This window comes from Okibacterium sp. AC114 (assembly GCF_979253355.1).
Genome location: NZ_CEEDBR010000001.1, coordinates 2,629,621 through 2,650,714, shown reverse-complemented (window position 1 = coordinate 2,650,714; position 21,094 = coordinate 2,629,621). Strand labels below are relative to the sequence as shown.

The window sequence follows — 21,094 nt, the reverse complement described above, 5'->3', positions numbered from 1 at the left end:
ATCGAGGCGACGCCCGCGATTCGCCTGCCGTTCACCTGCGGTTCGCCCAGCACCGCCACGATCGAAGAATCCCTCGTTCTTCGCCCGAAAGGCTTGCCCGTGCGCTCACTTTCTCGGTCCTCGTGGGGTGCGCTCACGCTCGCCCTGCCGCTCGCCGCCGCCCTGCTCGCCCCGGCCGCGCTCGCCGCCCCGGCCAGTGCTGCCGATGCAGCGGCCGCCCCGATCGCAGCCGATGCCGCCGCCTCCATCCGCATCAATGAGGTCGAATCGGATGCCTCGCCCACCGACTGGGTCGAGCTCACCAACATCGGCACGGCGCCCGTCGACATCTCGGGCTGGATCGTCAAGGACGACACCGACACCCGCACCGACGCGCTGCCCGCCGGCACCATCCTTGCTCCCGGAGCATTCTTCGTCTTCGACCAGCCGGCCATGAGCTACGGCCTCGGCAAGGCCGACTCGGCCCGCCTCTTCGCGCCCGACGGCACCACGCTCGTCGACAGCTACTCCTGGACCGCCCACGCCGCCACCACCTACGGCCGCTGCGCCGACGGCACCGGTGCCTTCACCCTCACGGCCGCGCCGACCAAGGGCGCCCCGAACGCCTGCGTCGTCGACCCCGCCGACGTCGTGCGCATCAACGAGGTCGAATCCTCGGGCGGCACCCCCGGCGACTGGGTCGAATTCACCAACATCGGCACGACCGCCGTGGATGCCTCGGGCCTCGTCCTGCGCGACGACGACGACACCCACGCCTACGTCCTCCCGGCCGGCAGCACCATCCCCGCGCGCGGCTTCCTCGCCGTTGGCGACCCCGAGGTGACCTTCGGACTGGGTGGCGCCGACGCGGCCCGCCTCTTCGCCGCCGACGGCTCGACCCTCATCGACAGCTACTCCTGGACCGCCCACGCCGCCACCACCTACGGCCGCTGCGCCGACGGCACGGGCGCCTTCGCCCTGACCACGGCCCCCACGCGCGGCGCCGCCAACGCGTGTGCCCCCGTCGCCGGCGCCGGTGTGCGCATCAACGAGATCGAGTCGAACGGCGGAACGCCCGGCGACTGGGTCGAACTCTTCAACCCCACGGCCGCGGCCATCGACCTGAGCGGCTGGATCGTCAAGGACAGCGCCGACGACCACGTCACGGTCCTGCCCGCCGGCTCGACCGTCGCCCCCGGGGCCTTCTTCATCGTCGAGGAATCGACGCTCGGTTACGGTCTCGGCTCGGCCGACTCCGTGCGCCTCTTCGCGCCCGACGGCGTCACGCTGGTCGACCAGCACTCCTGGACCAGCCACGCCGCCCTCACGCTCGGCCGCTGCCCCGACGCGACGGGCCCCTTCGCCGCGACGACGTCTTCCACCAAGGGCGCCCCGAACGTGTGCGACGGCACCGGCGGGGGAGACGACGGCGGCACGGGCGGCGGCGACATCGCCACGCTCCCGTGGGCCGGCGAGCAGACCGTCGACACGGTCGACCCGGCCAACCTGTTCGGCACCAACCTCAGCGGCCTCGCGTTCGAGCAGACCGCCGACCCCTCCGACGCCGACACCCTCTGGGCTGTGAAGAACGGCCCCGGAACCCTGTACCGCCTCGACGCCTCCGCCACCGGCTGGGCCCCCTCGACCGACGCGGGCTGGTCGAACGGCAAACTCCTGCACTACGCCGACGGCACAGGCGATGTGGATGCCGAGGGCGTCACGTTCACCGCCGCGGGCCCGTCGGCCGGCATCTTCGTCTCGACCGAGCGCAACAACGCCGACTCCAAGATCGGCCGCCCCTCGATCATCCGATACGACGTGACCACGACGGATGCCGCACTCTCGGCCACGCGCGAATGGAACCTCGCCGCCGACCTCGCCACCGACGTGCCCACCATCGGCGCCAACGCCGGCCTCGAGGGCATCACCTGGATCCCGGACGCCGACCTCGTCGCTCAGGGCTTCGTCGACGAGCGCACGGGCGCCGCCTATAACCCGGCCAGCTACCCCAACCACGGCGATGGGCTCTTCTTCGTGGGCCTCGAAGCGAACGGCAGCATCTACGCCTACGCCCTCGACCAGAACTCAGGCGCTGTAAACCGTGTGGCGACAATCACGAGCGGCTTCCCGTCGATCATGGAACTCGAATACGACCCCGCGACCGACCTGCTCTGGGCCGTCTGCGACGACACGTGCGAAGGCCGCTCGGCGCTCCTGAGCGTCGCGCAGAAGCCGGTTGGTGCCGCTGCTGCGGCGGCCCCCACCGCTGCTGCCGCCGCGCCTGCCGCCGCGCCCGGCCGCTTCGCCGTCACGGCCGTTCTCGAACGCCCGACCGGCATGCCCAACGTCAACAACGAGGGTTTCGCCATCGCGCCGAACGCGCAGTGCACCGACGGCCTGAAGCCGGCCATCTGGTCGGACGATAACGGCACCGACGGCCACTCTCTCCGCCAGGGAACGATCGCCTGCCTGGCCGACGCGGTCGCCCCGGCTCCCGTGCCGTCGCCCGCCCCGACCCCTGCGCCCTCGGCAACGCCGGGCGGCTCCGACCCTGCGGGCACGCCGGGCACGGCTCCGGCCCGCCCGTCGGATGCCTCAGCCCTCGCGTCGACCGGTGCCACCCCGCTCATGGCCATCGGCGCCGCGGCCGTCCTGCTGCTCGCGGGCATCGCGGTCTTCGTCATCGCCCGCGCGCGCCGTTCACGCTCGACCGCGGCAGGCGAAACGGCCCCGACATCCGCCCCCGAACGAAAAGATGACGCCTCATGACGCTCAAGAAGTTCGGCTCGATCACGGCCACGCTGGCGACGCTCGTCGCGCTCACCCTGACGTCCGGTCTGACGGTGCTCACCGAGTACGCCGACGAGCGCGAGGTCCAGGCCGAGTACGACTGGTAGACGGGATGTCGGCGGCTCCGAGCGCTATCACGCGCCACCGGCTCGCACAATGCATCTTTAGTGGTGTGTGCCGTGCCACTACGCTCGGAGCCATGCGCCGAACTCCCGCCCTCACCGTGTCCGCCCTTGCACTCACGCTCGCTTTCGGCGTCGTGGGATGCTCCACCCCGTCGAACGACGACTCCTCGCCCGCCGCCGAGTCCTCCACGAGCGAAAGCCCCTCGTCGACGCCCACCTCCGAGTCGAACGAACTCGATGTCGCCCCCGCAGCCGGCGCCCTGATCACGGGCGACGGCTACACCTACAACGTTCCCGAAGGCTGGGAGCTGCAGGACAAGTCGATCGCCCCCGGGACCGACACGGCAGCGGCGGATGTCACCACCACGACCGACTTCGCCAACAACGTCAACGTCATCCTCAGCCCCGCGGGCGCCCTGACTCCCGACCAGGTCGAGAGCATGGCCGCCAAGGAGCTCGAGGCCGCCGGAGCCACCGACGTCACGGTCGAGCCCCGCATCATGTTCGGCGGCAAGGAGTCCGCCCACATCAGCGCCGGCATGACAGCGAGCGGCGCCACCTACCGCATCCACCAGTACTACGGCACGAACGACGACCAGACCTACATCGTCACGTTCTCCTTCGGCACCGATGTCGCCGACACCGAGGCCGTCGAGATCTCGGAGTCGATCCTGGCCTCCTGGACCTGGAGCTGACCTCAGCCGACAGCCGACCGACGCAACACAGCCCGCACGGCGAAAGGCCGCGAATCCCCGGATTCGCGGCCTTTTCGTGTGCCCGGTCACCCCCATTCCTGAGAGTTAGCGGGGCGGAATATAACGGAAAGGTCACGACACCAATCCTTTTCGGGCAGGGTCCCGAACCCCTGACATCACCGAGCACGATCCACCGGGACATCCGCCCCACACACGAACAAAGGATTGACACCATGCGTAAGTACATGAAGACCACACTCGGAGTTGCTGCTGCTGGCGCTCTCGCTTTCTCTCTGGCCGCTTGCTCGACCGGTGGCACGACCACCGAGTCCAGCTCTTCGCCTTCTTCCAGCTCCTCGTCGTCGGCTGACGCGACGCCCACTCCGGTTGCGTCGATCCCCGACCTCTCGAAGGGTGTCGACACGCAGGTCGCCGTCGACGCGTCGTTCGTCGATGCTCTGACCTCGCTGGGTCTGACTCCCGGCACCGTCGGAACGGCCACGTTCACCGATGGCACGTTCTCGTTCCCGATCACGGGTGGCAACGTCGACTACTACGACCCCGAAGAGGACTACCGTCCCTACGTTCAGGGCACCATCGACCACGAGGGTTCCGGCCTGTCGTTGACCGCCGGCGCGAAGGTCGTCGAGCTCAGCAACTTCGTGATCGACCCGGGCACCTCGAAGCTCATGGGTGACGTGTCCGTCGATGGAACCGTCGCTGTTGAAGACGCCGTCCTGTTCGACCTGCACGGTGGCACCCTGAAGCCGCTCCAGATGGATGGCGACAACGCGATCCTCGAGGGCACCACGGTCCACATCTCTGATGACGCTGCTGCGCTTCTGAACGAGACCTTCGGCACCGACAAGGTCGCCGGCGGAATGCTCGTCGGTGTCGCCAAGATCACCGTCGCCACCAAGTAATCCAGCTCCACCTGTAACACGCACCAGTTTGGGGTCGCCGCTTCTCACCCGCTGAGAAACGACGAGAAGGGCCCGACATCTTCGGATGTCGGGCCCTTCGGCGTGTGCCCCGGCATCCGCTCGGCGTGTGACTCCCCAAAGTGCGCGACAATAGAACCATGAGCATTTCCCCCGGAGACCGGGACCCGCAGGGCGACGCGCAACCGCAGCCGGCCCCCGCCGCGCAGCCCGCACCCGCACAGGCGCCCGCGCCGCAGCCCGAGCCCGATTTCGTCGAGACCCTCGAAGACGCCGACGAAGAGATCGTCATCCGCCGGTCGCCGCGCTACCTGAACTTCATCCTGCTCGGGGCCCTGCTCGGCGCCATCGTCGCCTTCGTGCTCACGCTCGTCTTCCCCGAGAACCCCGACTACTCGCGCATCCAGGTCTTCGGATTCCTGCTGCTGGTGTGCGGCGTCATCGGCATCGCGCTGCTGAGCCTCGTCGCCATCCTGCTCGAACGCACAGTCGGCCGTCGTGAGATGCGCGCCCGAGCAGATAAACTGGGTGCACGCATTCCTCCCCACGAACCCGAGGGCAACGCCTGAGCATGAACTCTTCCGTGTCGAACAGCACCGCCCCCGCAACCGCGGCAGACCCAACGGGGTCGGCCAGCTACCGGGAGGCCGGGGTCGACACCGCAGCGGGTGACCTGGCCGTCGAGCTGATGAAGGCCGCTGTGCAGAAAACGCACGGGCCCGAGGTGCAGGGTGGGGTGGGCGGTTTCGCCGGGCTCTTCGATGCATCCGCCCTCGTGGGCATGTCCAAGCCGCTGCTCGCCACGTCGACCGACGGTGTGGGCACGAAGGTCGCCATCGCGCAGGCCATCGACAAGCACGACACCATCGGCCAAGACCTCGTCGGCATGGTCGTCGACGACATCGTGGTCGTGGGCGCAAAGCCGCTCTTCATGACCGACTACATCGCCTGCGGCAAGGTCGTGCCCGCGCGCATCGCCGATATCGTCGCCGGCATCGCGCGCGCCTGCTCCGACACCCGCACGGCCCTCGTCGGCGGCGAGACCGCCGAGCACCCCGGCCTTCTGGGCCCCGACGACTACGACGTCGCCGGCGCGGCAACGGGTGTGGTCGAGGCCGACGACGTGCGCGGCGCCCACCTCGTGGCCGACGGCGACGTCGTGCTCGCGCTCGAGTCCTCGGGCCTCCACTCCAACGGTTTCTCGCTCGTGCGCCACATCTTGGCCCAGCGTGGCATCGGCTTCACCGACCACTCCGACGACTTCGGCGGCATGGTGGGCGAGGCCCTGCTCGAGCCCACGCGGCTCTACACGTCGCCGCTCGTCGACCTGCTGGCCGACGAGACGCTGGGGCGCAGCATCCACTCGCTCTCGCACGTCACGGGCGGCGGCATCGCGGCCAACCTCGCGCGCGTGCTGCCCGTCGGCTCGTGGGTCGAGGTCGACCGCAGCACCTGGTCGCCGGCCCCCGTGTTCCGCATCCTGAGCGACCTCGCGGGCACCACGCTCGAGAGCGCCGAGGGCACCTGGAACCTCAGCATCGGCTTCTTCGCGGTCGTCAGTGCAGCGGATGCCGCAGCCATTGCCACACACCTCACCAACACCGGCATCCCCACGTGGCCTGTCGGCACCATCCACATGGGCGAGCGCGACCTCGCCGGCTTCGAGCAGGGCGCCAAGGGTGTCGACGGAGGCGCCGTGCGTCTCGTCGGCTCATACGCCTCCTGATGATTTCTTCCTGTTCCTCCCTCACCTCTCAGCACCCCGGAGCTCACTAAGCATGTGCGGAATCGTCGGCATCGTCTCAACCGAGCCGGTCAACCAGCAGGTCTACGACAGCCTTCTCCTTCTGCAGCACCGCGGCCAGGACTCGACGGGTATCGCCACCGTCGACGGCCGCACCGTGCACATGGTCAAGGCGAAGGGGCAGGTGCGCGAGGCGTTCCGCACGCGCGACATGCGCTCGCTCCTCGGCACCATGGGTCTCGGCCACGTGCGCTACGCCACCAAGGGTGACGCGGCCAACGAGCAGGAGGCGCAGCCGTTCTACGTGAACGCCCCCTACGGCATCGTCCTCGTGCACAACGGCAACCTGACGAACACGCGCGAGCTGGCGGATGACCTCTTCCACGTCGACCGTCGCCACGTGAACTCCACGAGCGACACCGAGATGCTGCTCAACGTGCTCGCCACCGAGCTGCAGGGCCAGGTGTCCGGCCTCGAGCTCGACCCCGACCAGATCTTCGCGGCCGTCGAGCAGGTGCACGAGCGCGTCGAGGGTTCCTACGCCGTCATCTCGATGATCGCCGGGCAGGGTCTGCTCGCGTTCCGTGACCCCTACGGCATCCGCCCGCTCGTGCTCGGCCGTCGCGCCGTCGGCATGGTCGGCTACGAATACATCGTCGCCTCCGAATCGCTCGTGCTCGAATCGGCCGGCTACGAGATGGTGCGCGAGGTGGCGCCCGGCGAGGCCGTCTTCATCACCATCAGCGGTGAGCTCTACTCGCGTCAGTGCGCCAAGAACCCGCGCCTCGTGCCGTGCTCGTTCGAATACGTCTACCTGGCCCGCCCCGACTCCATCATGAACGGAATCTCGGTTTATGAGGCGCGTCTGCGTCTCGGCAACCGTCTCGCCGACACCATCGCTGAATACACGCCGATGGGTGACATCGACGTGGTCATGCCCATCCCCGATTCGGCCCGACCCGCCGCCATGCAGGTGGCGCAGAAGCTCGGCGTCGAATACCGCGAGGGCTTCTACAAGAACCGCTACGTGGGCCGCACCTTCATCATGCCCGGGCAGGCGCAGCGCAAGAAGAGCGTGCGCCAGAAGCTCAACGCCATGGGAAGCGAGTTCAAGGGCAAGAACATCCTCATCGTCGACGACTCGATCGTGCGCGGCACCACGTCGAAAGAGATCGTCGACATGGCCCGCGCGGCCGGGGCCAACAAGGTCACGTTCACGTCGGCCGCGCCCCCCGTGCGCTACCCGCACGTCTACGGCATCAACATGCCGTCGCGCGGCGAGCTGATCGCCCACGGCAAGAAGATCCCCGAGATCGCCCGCGAACTCGGCGCCGACAACCTCATCTACCAGGAGGTGGCCGATATGAAGAGCGCCATCCTCGAGGGTTCGTCGCTCACCGAGCTCGAGATGAGCTGCTTCACGGGCGAATACGTCACGGGCACCGTGACCCCCGAATACCTCGACTGGGTCGAGCGCACGCAGCTGTCCTAGGTTGCGGCGGGGCGCGGATTGGGTCGCTGGTCTCGCCTCTCGCTGTGTCGCTGTGTCGCGGTGTCGGGCGTCCATCGCGCGCCGGTCTGGCTGCCTCAGTGTGGCGTGAACCGGTGCGGTAGCTGAGCGACACCGGCGGATGGCCTGGGAGGCTCGGGGTTGCCCGTGACTGTGGCTCGAGCATCCGTTAGTTTGGGGCTATGGACGAGCGGCAGCAGCAGATGAGCAGGGAGATCGCGATCGGCGAGAACCCGCGCCAGCCGTTGCGCCAGTTCTTGCGCGCGCTGCGAGCGCACCTCGACAAATGGCCGTGGGCGCGTGCCGCCTATCGTGTGGCCGTGGCCCTCATCGGCGGCACGGTCGTCGTCGTCGGCCTCATCATGGTTCCGCTGCCCGGCCCCGGCTGGCTCGTCGTCTTCCTCGGTTTCGCCATCCTCGGCACCGAATTCGCGTGGGCCAAGAAGGTCGCCGCGTTCGTCAAACGCCAGCTCGCCCGGTTCTGGGCCTGGTACAACGCCCGCCGCGCCCGCAAGCGCGCCGGCGCCGCGGCCTAGTTCCAGCCTCGCTTCTGACGTCTCACAGCTCTCCGGGCTGCCGCGAGATTCGCAGTGTTTCTAGCGCTCCGACGGCGACGTAACGTTCGCTCTGGCGCTGACGTTCTCGTCGCCGATCATGCGAAACGGCCGCTCACCGTGGTGGTGGAGCGGCCGTTTCGAGGTTGTTGCGTGTGCGGAGTGCGCAGCGAACGGGCGGCGGAGCGGTGCTCTACGCGCGCTTGGGTTCGTCGCGGTTGACGTCGTCGCCGACGTACTCCGACCACTTCGACAGTTCGTCGTTGTATTCGTCGGATGGGTGCCCTGTGAGCTCTCTCTCGAGAGCGTCATAGTTGACATCAGGACTGAAGGACTTGAGCTCACGTGCGATCTTCGTGTGCTTTGCCTTTTGACGGCCGCGCCCCATGCGAGACCCCCTCACGAATCAGTTGCCGAACGGATGGTGCCGCCCGGAGGTTTCACCAACCAGGGAACGATAAAGACTAAACGCCAGCTTATCATGTGGCGTGAATGCTAACGCCCGGCGGAGACGAGTCCCAGCCGGTATGCAGGAGTGGTGGCGCAGTCTCGGCGCCGACTCCGAGAGCCACGATACCGCAGCTCGGAGGTCGCGTGCCGCGGCATCCGTTCGTTCGTTCGAGTGGGACGCTATCGGGACCTCTGTCGGCGGGACACGACGTCCAGCCCGATCGCGAGCGTGAACCAGAACAGCGCAAAGAGGATGCCGATGAAACCGACGTCTTGACCCGACACCCAGAGGCCCGCCCCGAGGGCGAAGAATGTCGCCGCCAGCGCGAAGCTCGCGAGAGCGGCCACGGTCCAGGCCGAGAGACGTCGGTGCTGCGGGGTGCGTGTTGCGTCCACGGCACCAGCTTGGATGCCCGAGTGCCCGATGTCGAGCGGGTCGCGATGAACATTCGGTGACGGAGCCGGCTCGGTCTTCCCTTTCGTGGCCGAGCGGCGTAACGTACAACCAAATGGTTGCACAAATGACATCCCCGAACTCGCTGAGCGACGATCAGGTCGATCGCCTCTTCCACGCGCTTGCCGACGCGACGCGGCGGGACATCGTCACGCGTGTCATGGATGGCGAGTTCTCGGTCACCGAATTGGCTGACCGCTATGACATGTCGTTCGCGGCCGTTCAGAAGCATGTCGCAGTCCTCGAACAGGCGGCCCTCGTCTCGAAGGAGCGTCGCGGGCGCCAACAGATCGTGCGCGGCAACGTCGACACCGTGCGCCGAGCCAATGAGTTGCTCGCGGCCTACGAAGACCTCTGGCGTCAGCGCTTCGCACGCATCCACGACCTGCTCGCCGAAGAACCTGGCACCAGCACCGAATGATCTAGAAAGGAACCTCATCATGAGCAACGTCACGGTCGAGAAAGATCTCGAGAACCTCACGCTCGAGATCGCCGCGGAGTTCGACGCCTCGGCCGATCAGGTCTGGCAGATCTGGCAGAACCCGCGCAAGCTCGAGCGGTGGTGGGGTCCGCCCACCTGGCCGGCCACGTTCGAGAAGCTCGAGCTGCACCCCGATGGTGCGGCGGCGTATTACATGACCGGCCCCGACGGTGAGAAGGCCCGCGGCTGGTGGCGCGTCGTGGCGGTCGATCCTCCCACGCGCTTCGAATTCGAGGATGGCTTCGCCGACGAGAACGGCGACCCGGTCGAGTCGCTCGGTTCCACACGCGCCGTCGTCACGATCACCGAGGCGGGAAGCCGCACGCGTATGAGCATCCTCAGCCGTTTCGAGAGCCTCGAACAGATGGAGGAGATGGTGAAGATGGGCATGGAGGAGGGCATGAGCCAGGCATTCACGCAGATCGACGCGCTCCTCGACCCGGCGGGGTAGCGACCCGGGTGGCGGGCCCGGGCCGGCGGCAATGGTGCCGGGGCTCGGGCAGCTCGGGCAGCGGCGGCGATGGGCGGGGCGCGACATCCGATGTTCACCTGCCGTTGGGATGACGCGGGCGAGACGCAGGACTTGACTGTCTGGGTGCGGCAGCGAGCCGCCGCCCGCGGTCCGTCGCCGCAGGGGAAGGAGCGTCTCGATGGATGTCCTCGTCACCGTCATGCTGGTCGTCGCCATCGCCCTGGTGTTCGACTTCACGAACGGGTTCCACGACACCGCCAACGCCATGGCCACCTCGGTCGCGACGGGGGCGCTCAAACCGCGAGTGGCCGTCACGATCTCGGCGGTGCTCAACCTGGTCGGCGCGTTCCTCAGCACCGAGGTCGCCAAAACGATCTCGGGCGGCATTATCAACGAGGGGGATGGCGGCGTGGCGATCACGCCCGTCATGATCTTCGCGGGGCTCGTCGGAGCCGTGCTCTGGAACGTCGCCACGTGGTACCTCGGCCTGCCCTCCAGCTCGACGCACGCGCTCTTCGGCGGCCTCATCGGCGCCGCGATCGTCGGGGCCGGCTTCGACGCCGTCAACTTCGGCGCGGTCGTCTCGAAGGTGCTGCTGCCCGCGCTCATCTCGCCGCTCGTGGCCGGGGCCATCGCCCTGCTCGCCACCTACCTCGCTTACAAGATCACGAAGAACGCGAGCATCCGCGGGTCGGAGGCCGGTTTCCGGCACGGGCAGACCATTTCGGCATCGCTCGTCTCGCTCGCCCACGGCACGAACGACGCGCAGAAGACCATGGGTGTCATCACGCTCACGTTCATCGCGGCCGGCTACCAGCAGAGCGGCACGGGCCCTCAGTTCTGGGTGATCGCCGCGTGCGGTTTGGCTATCGCTCTTGGCACTTACCTGGGCGGATGGCGCATCATCCGCACGGTGGGCAAACGCATCACCGACATCACGTCGCCGCAGGGGTTCGCCGCCGAGACCAGTTCGGCGGCCACCATCCTCGTGTCGTCCCACCTGGGTTTCGCGCTGTCGACCACGCAGGTCACGTCGGGTTCGATCGTGGGCGCCGGGCTCGGCAAGAAGCTCGCATCGGTGCACTGGAACGTGGTCGGCAAGATCGCCATCGCCTGGGCCTTCACGCTGCCGGCGGCTGCCATCGTCGGCGGGCTTGCGGCCTGGGCGGCCTCGCAGAGCACGTTCGGACTCATCGTCGTGGCGGTGCTCGCCGTTGCCGGCGGCCTCACGTTCTACGTGCTGTCGCGCCGCCACCCGGTCACGCACGAAAACGTGAACGACGACTCATCCGCCGCCGGTGACGCCGATCCCGCCGCACCCACCGAGAAAGCAGGGGCCTCAGCATGACGAACTTCCTGGGCATCGACTGGGGCGCTTTCGCCCTCGTCTTCGTGGTGGCGCTCGTCGCCACGGCCGTCATCGTCTCGTCGTTCGCCACGGCCCTGCGCCTGCTCGCGGCCGGCGGCGACGTCGGTCACCGGCCGCCCGCCGCCACCGTGGGCGCCTACGCCTGCTTCGCGGTCGGAGTGGCTGCGGTCCTCTACGGCCTCTACCTGATCATCCCTCAGTTCCACTAGCCGGCGGTGAGAGTGGCCTACCACCTCCTCGGCTGCATGAGTTTCCTTGGTTTCAGGTTGGCCTGCTTCGTCGAGCCAATAGACATTCATGAGGCGTTCATGTCTCGTTGAACTGAGAGAACCAAGAGTGCATCTCAACGCAATAGACATGGCCGTCTGAAGTTCGTGTCTGTGGGGGATGTTGCAATGAAGCGTTTTACGCGAGTCGTCGGGTTGATCATGGGGATGGTCATCGCATCTGCCATTCTGGTTCCAGAGGTGGCGGTGGCTGCCGAGATTGAGCCGCCGGCCATCGTTCGCGAACTAGAAAACGACTCTTCGCCGCTTCCGGGCACGATTTACACGCCCCCCGCTGGAGGGCTGCGTGTTGATACCGAGCCTCTGGTGGTCGACACTCCGGAGCCAGGTTCGCTCGAGGCCATCGAAGGTGAAAGGCTAGAGGATTTACTGGCCGAAGAAACCGAACGGGCTTCAGAAGCGATGTCCCCGGTACAGATTTCTGAGGACCCTCACGCGCCTATTGTGCTGATGCCAAGCCCGAATGTGGAAGACGGCACAACTGGCGAGGAGCGCCCGAACGAAGAGGTGACGGCGTCGCCGGCGAGTCTCGGAACGACGCACGAGTCACTTTCCGACGCGTCCAACGGAGAGCTGCGGGAACCGCAGCCGACTGTGGTGAGCTCTGCGCTCCCCTCCGGCGTGGCAAGTACCGTGCGCATCGCTGCGCCGCCGACGGGTTGTCCGGTGCTCCCCGGCGACCCTTATGCGATGTCAATCATGCCTAAGACGTCCTCTTGGACCACGCCGGTAACGAACAATCAACCGGGGCAACTGCTGATGCGTGTCGAAAACCTCGGCACAAACTCCTGGCCGGCTGGGACGGTGCTTTCCTACCGCCTTGCAAACAGCACCCAAACGGGGGTCGGATTCGGGTCCAGGACCACCATCGCTCAGGCTGTCCCGGCAGGAACCTGGATAGAACTCCCGGCGCAGGTTGGAAAGCTCGCCCCGGGGGATTGGTATCTGGCCTGGGATCTCGAGATTCCTGGAAAAGGCTGGGCTAGTGATCTTGGTGCCTGCACCATGACAATGAAGCTGACCGTGCAGAATCAGGCCCCTTCAATCTCCGACGCTAGCCCGTCCGCGTTCGCGACGGTGACGAGTCGGGTGCCGTTCCTGGCGGTTGATGCAAAAGATGTCGATGCTTGGCCCGCCCCGGTCGCCTTGCGTTATTCATTCAAGGTCTGCAAGAACGAGGCTCTCACCGATGGGTGTATCTCATCCGGTGCGCAAGCGGGGTCGAGTTGGCAAGTGCCTTCAGGAGCCTTGGAATGGTCGTCGACTTATTTCTGGAGTTTCGAGGTCTCCGATGGAATCGCGACGACTTCGCTCCTGTCTACACGGGCCCCGCTGAGGTTCACGGTCGTTGTGCCCACCCCTGATGATTGGCGACGTGTGGGAGCCGGTCTCGGGATGGCGAATACCTACGGATTGGTGCTGCCGTACGGCACATTTGTGCATTCGGAGAAGGACATCGAGATCCCCGGGGCGAATCTTCCACTCACGATCGAGCGAACATACTCGAGCGGCGCAGCCACAACCGAGGGCTCATTCGGCCTTGGCTGGATGTCAGTTTTTGATTCCGCCGCCTCATATAACCCAGAGGCGGGCACGTTGTCGGTTATCTACCCCGATGGGCGCCAGGAAAGTTTCGGAAAACAGGCAAACGGAACCTACATCGGGCGTCCCGAGATGGGCGTCACGAACAGGGTGCAGACGAATGCCGACCGGTCACTGACCGTGACGCAGAGCAGCGGTGAAATTGTCGCCTTCGATTCGGCAGGCAAGATCGCCCGCATCGAATTTGTGGGGGCGGGCAAGTGGACCTTCTCATACGGGGCCTCGGGCCGTGTGAGCCGGGTGACGCAACAGCCATCTGGTCGATTTGTGGACATCGCTTGGGAGGAGCCACAGTCCAGCGTTGGATGCTCCAGTGGAACGAAAGCTTCTAGACCCCACGTATCCACCATTTCCGTACCTCAGTCGGCAGGGATCCCGGCACTGAAATGGCTCTATTCCTATAGCTGCGCGCGCCTTTCTTCAATGACCAACGCCGAAGGCGGTGTCACGAAGTACTCGACGACTGCCACTTCGTTCTCGGCAGTATCGCCCGAAGGTAGAACCTCCCGGGGCCTGAAATCGGTCGGATCCTGGACGACCGTTCAAGACGCGCATCAGGAACGCAAGATTGAGATCAGCGAGCCGGGCGCAGCTCCTCGCATTGTCACGCTCTACCGTCCTACACCAGGGGGAACATGGGACGAGTTTTATCGTGAGGTCTACAACCCCCTAGGCGGTATCGAAGCCGAGTATTGCGAGGACCGCTCCATTGTCGGCGGAGTCGAACAATGCGGTGCGGCAAAACGCAGCATGGAATTCGATACGCAAGGCCGGTTGCGCGTGCTCGCGAAAAGGCAGGCCGCTTCATCCGACCAAGACGGTGTCTGGCGAACGTGGTATTACGGGGTCTGCAACCCAGCCAATCCGATCACTTGTACTGGTGCCCTTGAGGGAATGCGCGACGAGAACGAACACGTGATCGCATTCACCTACGACGGCTGGGGGAACCCCACGGGTTCTTTCAGCTTCCGGGGTGGTCAGCAGATCACTTCGAGTAGCGGTTACAAGCCCCTATCCAACGCAGCGAATGCGGACACCAGACTCTCCTCAGTAAGTGTTTCGCCGCGCCAAGGAAATCCTGCAAGCCCGGATATGTTCTCCTACGATCCGCAGGGTCGCTTGACCAAACGAACTAGCGCCGGAACCCCAGCAGCGCCGACCGGTGAGGAGCAAACTTACTCTTACACCACTGGTACCGAGGCGGCGCTTGGGCCGAACGGGCTTCCGGTGCCGGGCACCGTAATGCCCGCTGGCCTGCTGCGAACGGCGTCCTCGCCCGCAGGGACGACGACTTACGGCTACAACGCCCGGGGTGATCAAGTTCAGACCACTGATGCCAGCGGCGGCCGGGTCTTGCGAACGTTCGACGTGCGCGGGCTCGTGGGGAGTGAAACGGTCATGGACAGCGAGGGGCGATCCAGCACAAAGCTCATTGAGTACGACAAACAGGGCCGCGTCGCGCACGAATATGGTCCATGTGTCAAGAATGTCGTCACCGGACAAGAATCCGAACACCGGATCGATCGATCGTACGATCGCGATGGCCTGCCAACTTCCGTGAAGGAACGCGCTGTTATCTGCGAAGGGGACTCGAACTTACTTCCGGAGCGGGTAACGAGCTTCTCGTACACAAACCGAGGAGAGCTCGCCAAACAGGTCGATGCGGCGAATGGCGTAACGACCTACACCTATTCCACGGTGAATCCGGATCAACTGGTGGGCGTGCAGGATGCCAGGGGCCGGAAGACCAAAATCGAGTACCTCATTGGGCTTGAAAAGACGATTATTACGTCGGCCGACGTGGGCAAAGCCGGTGCTTCGGCGATGGTGCCGATCCGAGTCGAGCGATACGACGTGTCCGGGCGTCTTTCCCAAGAAACAGACGCTCTTTCTCGCACGACCGAGTACTACTACACCGATGACAATCTGGTGTGGAAATCGACTTTGAAAACACCTGGCGCATGGCGCGAGGAGATTTTGTGGACTCGCGAGTTTGATGGTGCCGGACGAATCACTCGGTCGGTCGAAGGTAATGACAATGTGACGAGAACGACTGAATTCCTCTACGACTCAGAGGGGCGCCTCGTTACGAGCGTTCTCGATCCCGCGGGTTTGAACAGGAGGTTCACAACTCTTCGTGACACTGCAGGCCGCACGATTGGTGAGAGCATCACCGCTAATGGCCTTACGGAGAGGACCACATACGAGGTCGACTCAGCCGGGGCACCGATCGTGGAGAACGTGTGGATCAACGGTTCAGAGGCGCTCACTACTCGCACGAAGCGATCATCCTCCGGCCTTATTACCGGTAGAACGGATCCTCGTGGTTATGAAACCAACTACGCGCACGACGCAGCTGGTCAGCTCGTTACGATCATCAACCCTGCGGTTGACTTCGAAGAACTTACGTCCCTGGCCCTCAGCGAGAGTGGCGCGCCGGCAGAGGTCCGCACCGACACCGAGCGGCCTCGAACCTCGATCGGTTATAACGCATTCGGTGATGTCACGGAGTTCAAGGATGCGCGCGGCAATGTTGAGACTTATGAATTTGACAGCGCCGGCCGACACATAAAGACCGTCAGAGCACCGTATATTGCTCCGGATAAATCAGCGCCGGTCTCGTCCGCCAGTTCAATCCGTTACTCCGTCGCCGGCGATGTTACCCAGACGACTTCCGCATCTGGCGGCATTACAGATTACGAATACGACCTAGCCGGCAACGTAACGCGTGTCGTCAATCCGTCGCGTGAAGGCGGCCGCCCTGCGGTGAGCATGACCTACGATGCGGCGAATCAGGTGGTGAAGGAGCGAACCGATTCAGGTCGAGAGGTCGAGAAGGCGTACGACATGTTCGGTCGCGTAGTGTCTACGACCGAGTTCAACCGTTTGCCTGGCCACCGCTTTGCCGGCTCGTATCGGTCCGAGTACCAATACGACATCCTCGGCAACCTCACGATGACTATGCCTCGCGTGGGGCCGTCGATGCAATACAAGTACAACGCAGCTGGTGAAAAGATCAGCGAGAGAGTTCAGAATCGCTCAGAGGTCAAGCGGTTCGAGTACGATCTCGCGGGACGCCCAACGAAGTCTATAGACGAGGCGGGCCGGACTCAGGAGAATCAGTACGACGGTGCAGGTCGTCTTATCAGCGAGACCTCAGTCGGAACGGACGGTAGCCGGACGCGTCAGATCTTCGGCTATGACAAGTCGGGCAACCTCATATCGGCGATTGACGGGCGCGGTGTAACGACCCGTTCATCCTTCGATGAAATGAATCGCTTGCGGCAGATCGTCAGGCCGATCAGCGAAGTCAGTTCCGCTATCACGAGCTTCGGCTATGACCTTTCCGGCAACCGTACCCGGGTCACCAATGCTCGAAATCTGGACACGTGGACGGTTTTCAACGAGTGGGATTTGGCGGAGGCCGTTATAGAGCCCGCCACGGCTTCGACCTCTGGGATTGCAGATAGAAGCTGGGTTACCAGCTTTGACAACGCCGGAAACGCAATCCGCGAGATGAAACCCGGCAATGTAGTCGTGACACGAGAGTTCGATGTAGTTGGGCAACTCACGGCTGAGACCGGCGAGGCACAAACATCGCAGAATGTCGTCGCTAGCAATCGGTCCTTTCAGTACGATCTAGACGGCCGCATGACAAAGATGACAGCGGATGGAATGTCGCAGCGGTTCGAGTGGGATGACTTCAACAACCTCCTATCGACGTCGAGCGATCGATTCGCGGAGTCGTACGAACACAATCGAGACGGATCGATTCTCCACAAAGTTTCCCGCGTGGGCACGGGGCCATCCACTGGCTCGAACTTTGAGTATGACGACGAAGGGAAAGTGACGTCCCTCTGGGACGGCCGTTTCTCGTCTTCGACCCAGGCCTACACAAACCCAATCTCATTTGAGTACGACTCGACGGACGGCAAGCTGGTCGGCAAGTCATGGGTCACGGGCTCGACCGACATCTCGTACGACAGCTTCGGGCGCACCCAGCGAATGGTCACGGCCAACTCATCAGGGGAAACCCTCGAAGACATAAGGTATGAACGCGACGGGAACGGCAACGTCACGTCAGAAAAGCTGCTGGGTGAGCCTGCCGCGGGTGGATTGAATGGGAGCTCGTACGAGTATGACCAACTCAATCGTCTTGTAGTTTCGCGACCTTATCGAGTGGGAGTCCCCGCGACCACGTTTGCTTGGGACAAGACCAACAATCGAACGGCTGAGAAGGGGCGCTGGGACAAGAGCTGGACCTACGATGATCGCGGTCGCCTGACCGGCGGCACGGTACGAACCGGGCCGGTCGCGGAGACGATATCGGTTGTCACGAGCCCATCGGGTTCGACAACGAGCATCGAGTCGGATGAAAGGGACACCCGGGAACTTCGTTATAACGCGTTCGATCAACCGGTACGTGACGGCGACACCGCCTACAAATATGATGCGCTCGGTCGCCTTGCCGAGCGCGATGGAGCCGCGCTCCTCTATACAGGGTTGGAGTTGGACCCGTTCAATGTTCCTGGCCTACTGGCGGGCGGCGAGGCAGCGGTGAGAGGGCCTGCCGGTGAGCTGCTTGGCACCAGCACCGTTCTCGGGTTCCGTGCACCGATCACGAACAACCATGGCGACCTAATCGGTGGACAAGCAGTCGGTGGCGCACAAGGAGCCCAGGACAAAAAAGGCTCGACGAGCCTTGACGCCTTCGGTGCGAATACGAATCTTTTCGTTAGTGACGAGCAGTCGCGCTTTGGCTTTCAGGGAGATTACACCGATCCGCAAACCCAATCCGTTCGCATGGGATCACGCTGGTATGACCCATCGCTCGGCATTTTCCTCACTCGAGACGACACCCCGCTCTCTGGTGAAGACCTCGATTCGGTAAATCGTTATGGCTACGCGGCAGGAAATCCCAAGTCGGGTTCGGACCAAACGGGACGGTATACCGACCCGAGTGGGTATAAGGGCGCTTTCGAAGCCATGCATCTCCGCAACGCCATCGAAATGCTGAAGCCCACGCCCGGTAGTCAGCCGGAGATCGACCGGCTCCTCAAACAGGCCAGTCCGAGCGCGCGGCAGGACGTCGTGAAGTCGTACCAGCCGAGGCCGCTGCGAGTGGCCGCCCCAGATAACGACAAATGGTGGGGGCGCCTCGGCGGACGGATGGTGGCCAGAGGCCTGTTGAAATTCATCCCCATTCTCGGGTGGGTGGTCGAGGGTGCGCTCCTAGCGCGCGACGTGTACGACATGCTCGTCTCGATGCAGCCGGGAATTACTGCACCCTCTTCGCCAGGGGCGTCGCCTGCGCCGAGCTCACCACCTGCAACCTCGACTCCGCCCGTTTCGGTGTCGCGGCCGCCAAATCAAACCGAAGCAAATAGGCCACTTCCACCCTTCATCTATCGAACACAGACCCTTTCCAGCACCTCGGGAAGTTGGTCTACGCAGCAGCTGTCACAGATTCGACCTGGACAGCGAGTGGTGACTACTTCGTGGTGGACGCAGCAGTATTCGCAAACCGCGAACTACTGGACAAACGGTCAAGTCGATATATCCCCACAGCAGTACGTGAGGGATGTTCTCACCAACACGGTCACCCAAACCATAGCCACGGTCGACTTCACGCGTACCTCTTCGGTCATGATGGGAGGGCTTTCGGGTCTTTCAGGAACATCAGTCGTTCGAGGCGCTGACGATGCGCTCAGCGACTCCTGCGGTTTAAACGGCTCGTGGCAGTCATGCCTTGTATCTGAGGCAACGACAATCGATGCGTGTGGAGGCGTGAATACCACAACGCGCGTTTGCGTTCCGTCTGAGCCAAGTCCGGGTGCTCCAAAGGTTGGTTCGCGAGAAAACGTCGCCGCGGGTGAACCTATTACGTCCGCCGAGGGAGGCGGTTCAAAACCGCCACAATTCCCGATCCTCGACCCTGACTGCGACCCTGACGAAGGCTTCAATACTTTCAAGACTGCAAAAAAACATCTCGGCGCACTCCCGCAAGGTGATGTCTACGATCATGTGGTCGAGCAGTCCCAGATACTAAGCGCACGCTCCGGGTTTGATAAGCGCATAATCCACAATCCTTGCAATATGGAGCCAGTCGACAGTGTTGTGAATAATCGAAAAGCCGCGCACTATAACTCGTCCCCATACTGGACCAATGGGCTCAGAGTTCGGGATTGGTTGAGCGACAAGCCGTTCGACTACCAGTACTCGTATGGGATGTGGTGGCATGCCCAATAGAGAAGGAGTAAATGTGACCGAGAGTACCCGCGGCTTGGCCGTTCAGTATTACGAGACACTGATTGCGCATTCGGAGAATCGACCTCGGCCGGCGAAGGCAAACAGGTTGTTCAAGAAGATTCACGAGTTGTATAAGCAGTTGCGTGAGAGCGAGGAAGGCCGAGCCGCTATCAGCGCACTTCTTACCGATCAATCGGTAGACGTACGTTTGGGTGCGGCGACCCACTCGTTGTTTTGGGGGAGGGAAGACGCAGAAGCAGTGCTCGAAGAAATTGCCAAGATGGGCGATAAGGACCAGCGGATCAATGCGACCATGGTCTTGATGCAATTCAGAGCCGGCCACCTCAACTTGGACTGGTAATCGTGGAGAATCACCTGGACATGTCGGGATACGACGACGAAGACAACGCGATGTTGGTGTTCGGCCTCATTCAGAATGGCGGTCTCTGGCTGGCGTTGCACAATGCTGGCGACCGCGTGTCCTCGGCGGCTAAACACTTCACCGATACGGGAGCAACTGACTACGCCCGACTGCTCCTTCAGGCCCGCGCTTTGGTCTTCCCAGACTTTGTACCAGCAACAGTGGAGGCGCGGCGGCTCGCACTGGATAACTTAAACGACGCCCAGGAGGACGAGCTCGAACACCTGACCGATCAGATCCTCGACCTAGATGATCCCATCTAGGTCGCGCCGTCCGAGCACACATACGCGCCGGCGGTGACCCAGATGGCGCGGGCCGCCGGCATGCCGAGTTCGCGCTCGACGGTGGAGGCGGGTTCGCCGACGCGCACCGAGACGGTGCCCGCGAAGTCGCGGTTGCGCACGACCGTGACCGGGTGATCGAGGCCGAGCCCCAGCTCGTCGAGGTAACGCAGGATGTCGGGGTCGTCGTCCGAGATGCGCACCACCACACCCGACGCGCCGTCGGGCAGGTCGCTCAGCCGCACGGCGTCGGGCAAATGCGGGTCGCCGTCGGCCGACGGGATCGGGTCGCCGTGCGGGTCGCGGGTCGGATGCCCCAGCTTCTCGTCGATGCGCTCGATCATGTTGTCGCTCACGGCGTGTTCGAGCACCTCGGCCTCGTCGTGCACCTCGTCCCAGCCGTAGCCGAGCTCGCGCACGAGGAACGTCTCGATCAGCCGATGCCGGCGCACCATCGAGATGGCGTAGCGGCGGCCGCGCTCGGTGAGCTCGATCGACCGGTAGGGCGCATGCGTGATGAGCCCCTGCTCGTCGAGCCGCTTGAGCGAATCCGACACGGTCGACACGGCCACGCCCAGCTGGGCGGCGAGCGATTTGACGGTGGCATGCTGCCCGGGCCATTCCTGGCTCGACCAGATCAGCTTCAGGTAGTCCTGAGCGGTGTTGGAGAGGTCGGAGACTGCCACGCTC

General features: G+C 64.1%; 18 protein-coding genes. 15 read left to right on the top strand and 3 right to left on the bottom strand.

The genetic code is table 11. The features are described from left to right. Positions 1-99: 99 nt before the first annotated feature. The 8 genes from ACZ6IE_RS12260 (at position 100) to ACZ6IE_RS12225 (ending at position 8,320) form a co-directional block, all read left to right on the top strand. On the top strand, positions 100-2,748 hold the full coding sequence (locus ACZ6IE_RS12260; RefSeq protein WP_464608169.1) for a lamin tail domain-containing protein: 2,649 nt from the start codon (positions 100-102) through the stop codon (positions 2,746-2,748). Next, positions 2,745-2,876: a hypothetical protein gene (locus ACZ6IE_RS12255; protein ID WP_268794198.1), complete on the top strand. Its 132-nt coding sequence runs from the start codon at positions 2,745-2,747 to the stop codon at positions 2,874-2,876. Before ACZ6IE_RS12260 ends, ACZ6IE_RS12255 begins: the two co-directional genes overlap by 4 nt. Positions 2,877-2,968: 92 nt before the next feature. After that, positions 2,969-3,589 (top strand): hypothetical protein, encoded by a 621-nt coding sequence (locus tag ACZ6IE_RS12250; protein WP_464608168.1) that lies wholly within the window; start codon positions 2,969-2,971, stop codon positions 3,587-3,589. Between the two features lie 233 nt (positions 3,590-3,822). After that, positions 3,823-4,512, top strand: a complete 690-nt coding sequence (locus ACZ6IE_RS12245; protein ID WP_464607172.1) for a hypothetical protein — start codon at positions 3,823-3,825, stop codon at positions 4,510-4,512. Positions 4,513-4,670: 158 nt separating this feature from the next. Continuing rightward, positions 4,671-5,099 carry a hypothetical protein gene (locus tag ACZ6IE_RS12240; RefSeq protein ID WP_464608167.1) on the top strand — a complete coding sequence of 143 codons (429 nt, stop codon included), beginning with the start codon at positions 4,671-4,673 and terminating at the stop codon, positions 5,097-5,099. A 14-nt stretch (positions 5,100-5,113) separates the two neighbouring features. After that, the gene (purM, locus tag ACZ6IE_RS12235) at positions 5,114-6,256 is read left to right on the top strand and encodes a phosphoribosylformylglycinamidine cyclo-ligase (RefSeq protein WP_445996473.1); all 1,143 of its coding nucleotides are present in this window, start codon (positions 5,114-5,116) and stop codon (positions 6,254-6,256) included. A gap of 52 nt (positions 6,257-6,308) precedes the next feature. Further along, positions 6,309-7,766 carry an amidophosphoribosyltransferase gene (gene purF / locus ACZ6IE_RS12230; RefSeq protein ID WP_077054988.1) on the top strand — a complete coding sequence of 486 codons (1,458 nt, stop codon included), beginning with the start codon at positions 6,309-6,311 and terminating at the stop codon, positions 7,764-7,766. Positions 7,767-7,966: 200 nt separating this feature from the next. Beyond that, positions 7,967-8,320, top strand: coding sequence for a TIGR02611 family protein (locus tag ACZ6IE_RS12225; RefSeq protein ID WP_464608166.1), 354 nt, complete (start codon positions 7,967-7,969; stop codon positions 8,318-8,320). A gap of 211 nt (positions 8,321-8,531) precedes the next feature. Here the strand turns inward: ACZ6IE_RS12225 and ACZ6IE_RS12220 are convergent, their stop codons facing one another. Both ACZ6IE_RS12220 and ACZ6IE_RS12215 read right to left on the bottom strand, forming a co-directional pair. Beyond that, complete coding sequence (locus ACZ6IE_RS12220) at positions 8,532-8,726, bottom strand: DUF3073 domain-containing protein (protein WP_077054989.1); 195 nt, start codon at positions 8,724-8,726, stop codon at positions 8,532-8,534. Between the two features lie 242 nt (positions 8,727-8,968). Next, positions 8,969-9,184 carry a hypothetical protein gene (locus ACZ6IE_RS12215; RefSeq protein WP_464608165.1) on the bottom strand — a complete coding sequence of 72 codons (216 nt, stop codon included), beginning with the start codon at positions 9,182-9,184 and terminating at the stop codon, positions 8,969-8,971. A gap of 125 nt (positions 9,185-9,309) precedes the next feature. Here ACZ6IE_RS12215 and ACZ6IE_RS12210 point away from each other — a divergent pair, with 125 nt between their 5' ends. The 7 genes from ACZ6IE_RS12210 (at position 9,310) to ACZ6IE_RS12180 (ending at position 20,386) form a co-directional block, all read left to right on the top strand. Then, positions 9,310-9,663: an ArsR/SmtB family transcription factor gene (locus tag ACZ6IE_RS12210; protein WP_464608164.1), complete on the top strand. Its 354-nt coding sequence runs from the start codon at positions 9,310-9,312 to the stop codon at positions 9,661-9,663. 19 nt (positions 9,664-9,682) lie between these two features. Next, positions 9,683-10,174: an SRPBCC family protein gene (locus ACZ6IE_RS12205; RefSeq protein ID WP_464608163.1), complete on the top strand. Its 492-nt coding sequence runs from the start codon at positions 9,683-9,685 to the stop codon at positions 10,172-10,174. 199 nt (positions 10,175-10,373) lie between these two features. Next, positions 10,374-11,543, top strand: coding sequence for an anion permease (locus ACZ6IE_RS12200; protein ID WP_464608162.1), 1,170 nt, complete (start codon positions 10,374-10,376; stop codon positions 11,541-11,543). Further along, positions 11,540-11,773 (top strand): hypothetical protein, encoded by a 234-nt coding sequence (locus ACZ6IE_RS12195; protein WP_077054994.1) that lies wholly within the window; start codon positions 11,540-11,542, stop codon positions 11,771-11,773. The genes ACZ6IE_RS12200 and ACZ6IE_RS12195 overlap by 4 nt, the downstream gene beginning before the upstream one ends. A 186-nt stretch (positions 11,774-11,959) precedes the next feature. Next, positions 11,960-19,702, top strand: coding sequence for an RHS repeat-associated core domain-containing protein (locus ACZ6IE_RS12190; protein ID WP_464608161.1), 7,743 nt, complete (start codon positions 11,960-11,962; stop codon positions 19,700-19,702). A 13-nt stretch (positions 19,703-19,715) separates the two neighbouring features. After that, entirely contained in the window at positions 19,716-20,063 is a 348-nt protein-coding gene (locus ACZ6IE_RS12185; protein WP_464608160.1) for a DUF2019 domain-containing protein, read from the top strand. Positions 20,064-20,065: 2 nt separating this feature from the next. Then, positions 20,066-20,386 (top strand): DMP19 family protein, encoded by a 321-nt coding sequence (locus tag ACZ6IE_RS12180; protein WP_464608159.1) that lies wholly within the window; start codon positions 20,066-20,068, stop codon positions 20,384-20,386. Here ACZ6IE_RS12180 and ACZ6IE_RS12175 read toward each other — a convergent pair. Further along, positions 20,383-21,090 carry a metal-dependent transcriptional regulator gene (locus tag ACZ6IE_RS12175; protein ID WP_464608158.1) on the bottom strand — a complete coding sequence of 236 codons (708 nt, stop codon included), beginning with the start codon at positions 21,088-21,090 and terminating at the stop codon, positions 20,383-20,385. The genes ACZ6IE_RS12180 and ACZ6IE_RS12175 overlap by 4 nt on opposite strands. Between the last annotated feature and the right edge of the window lie 4 nt (positions 21,091-21,094).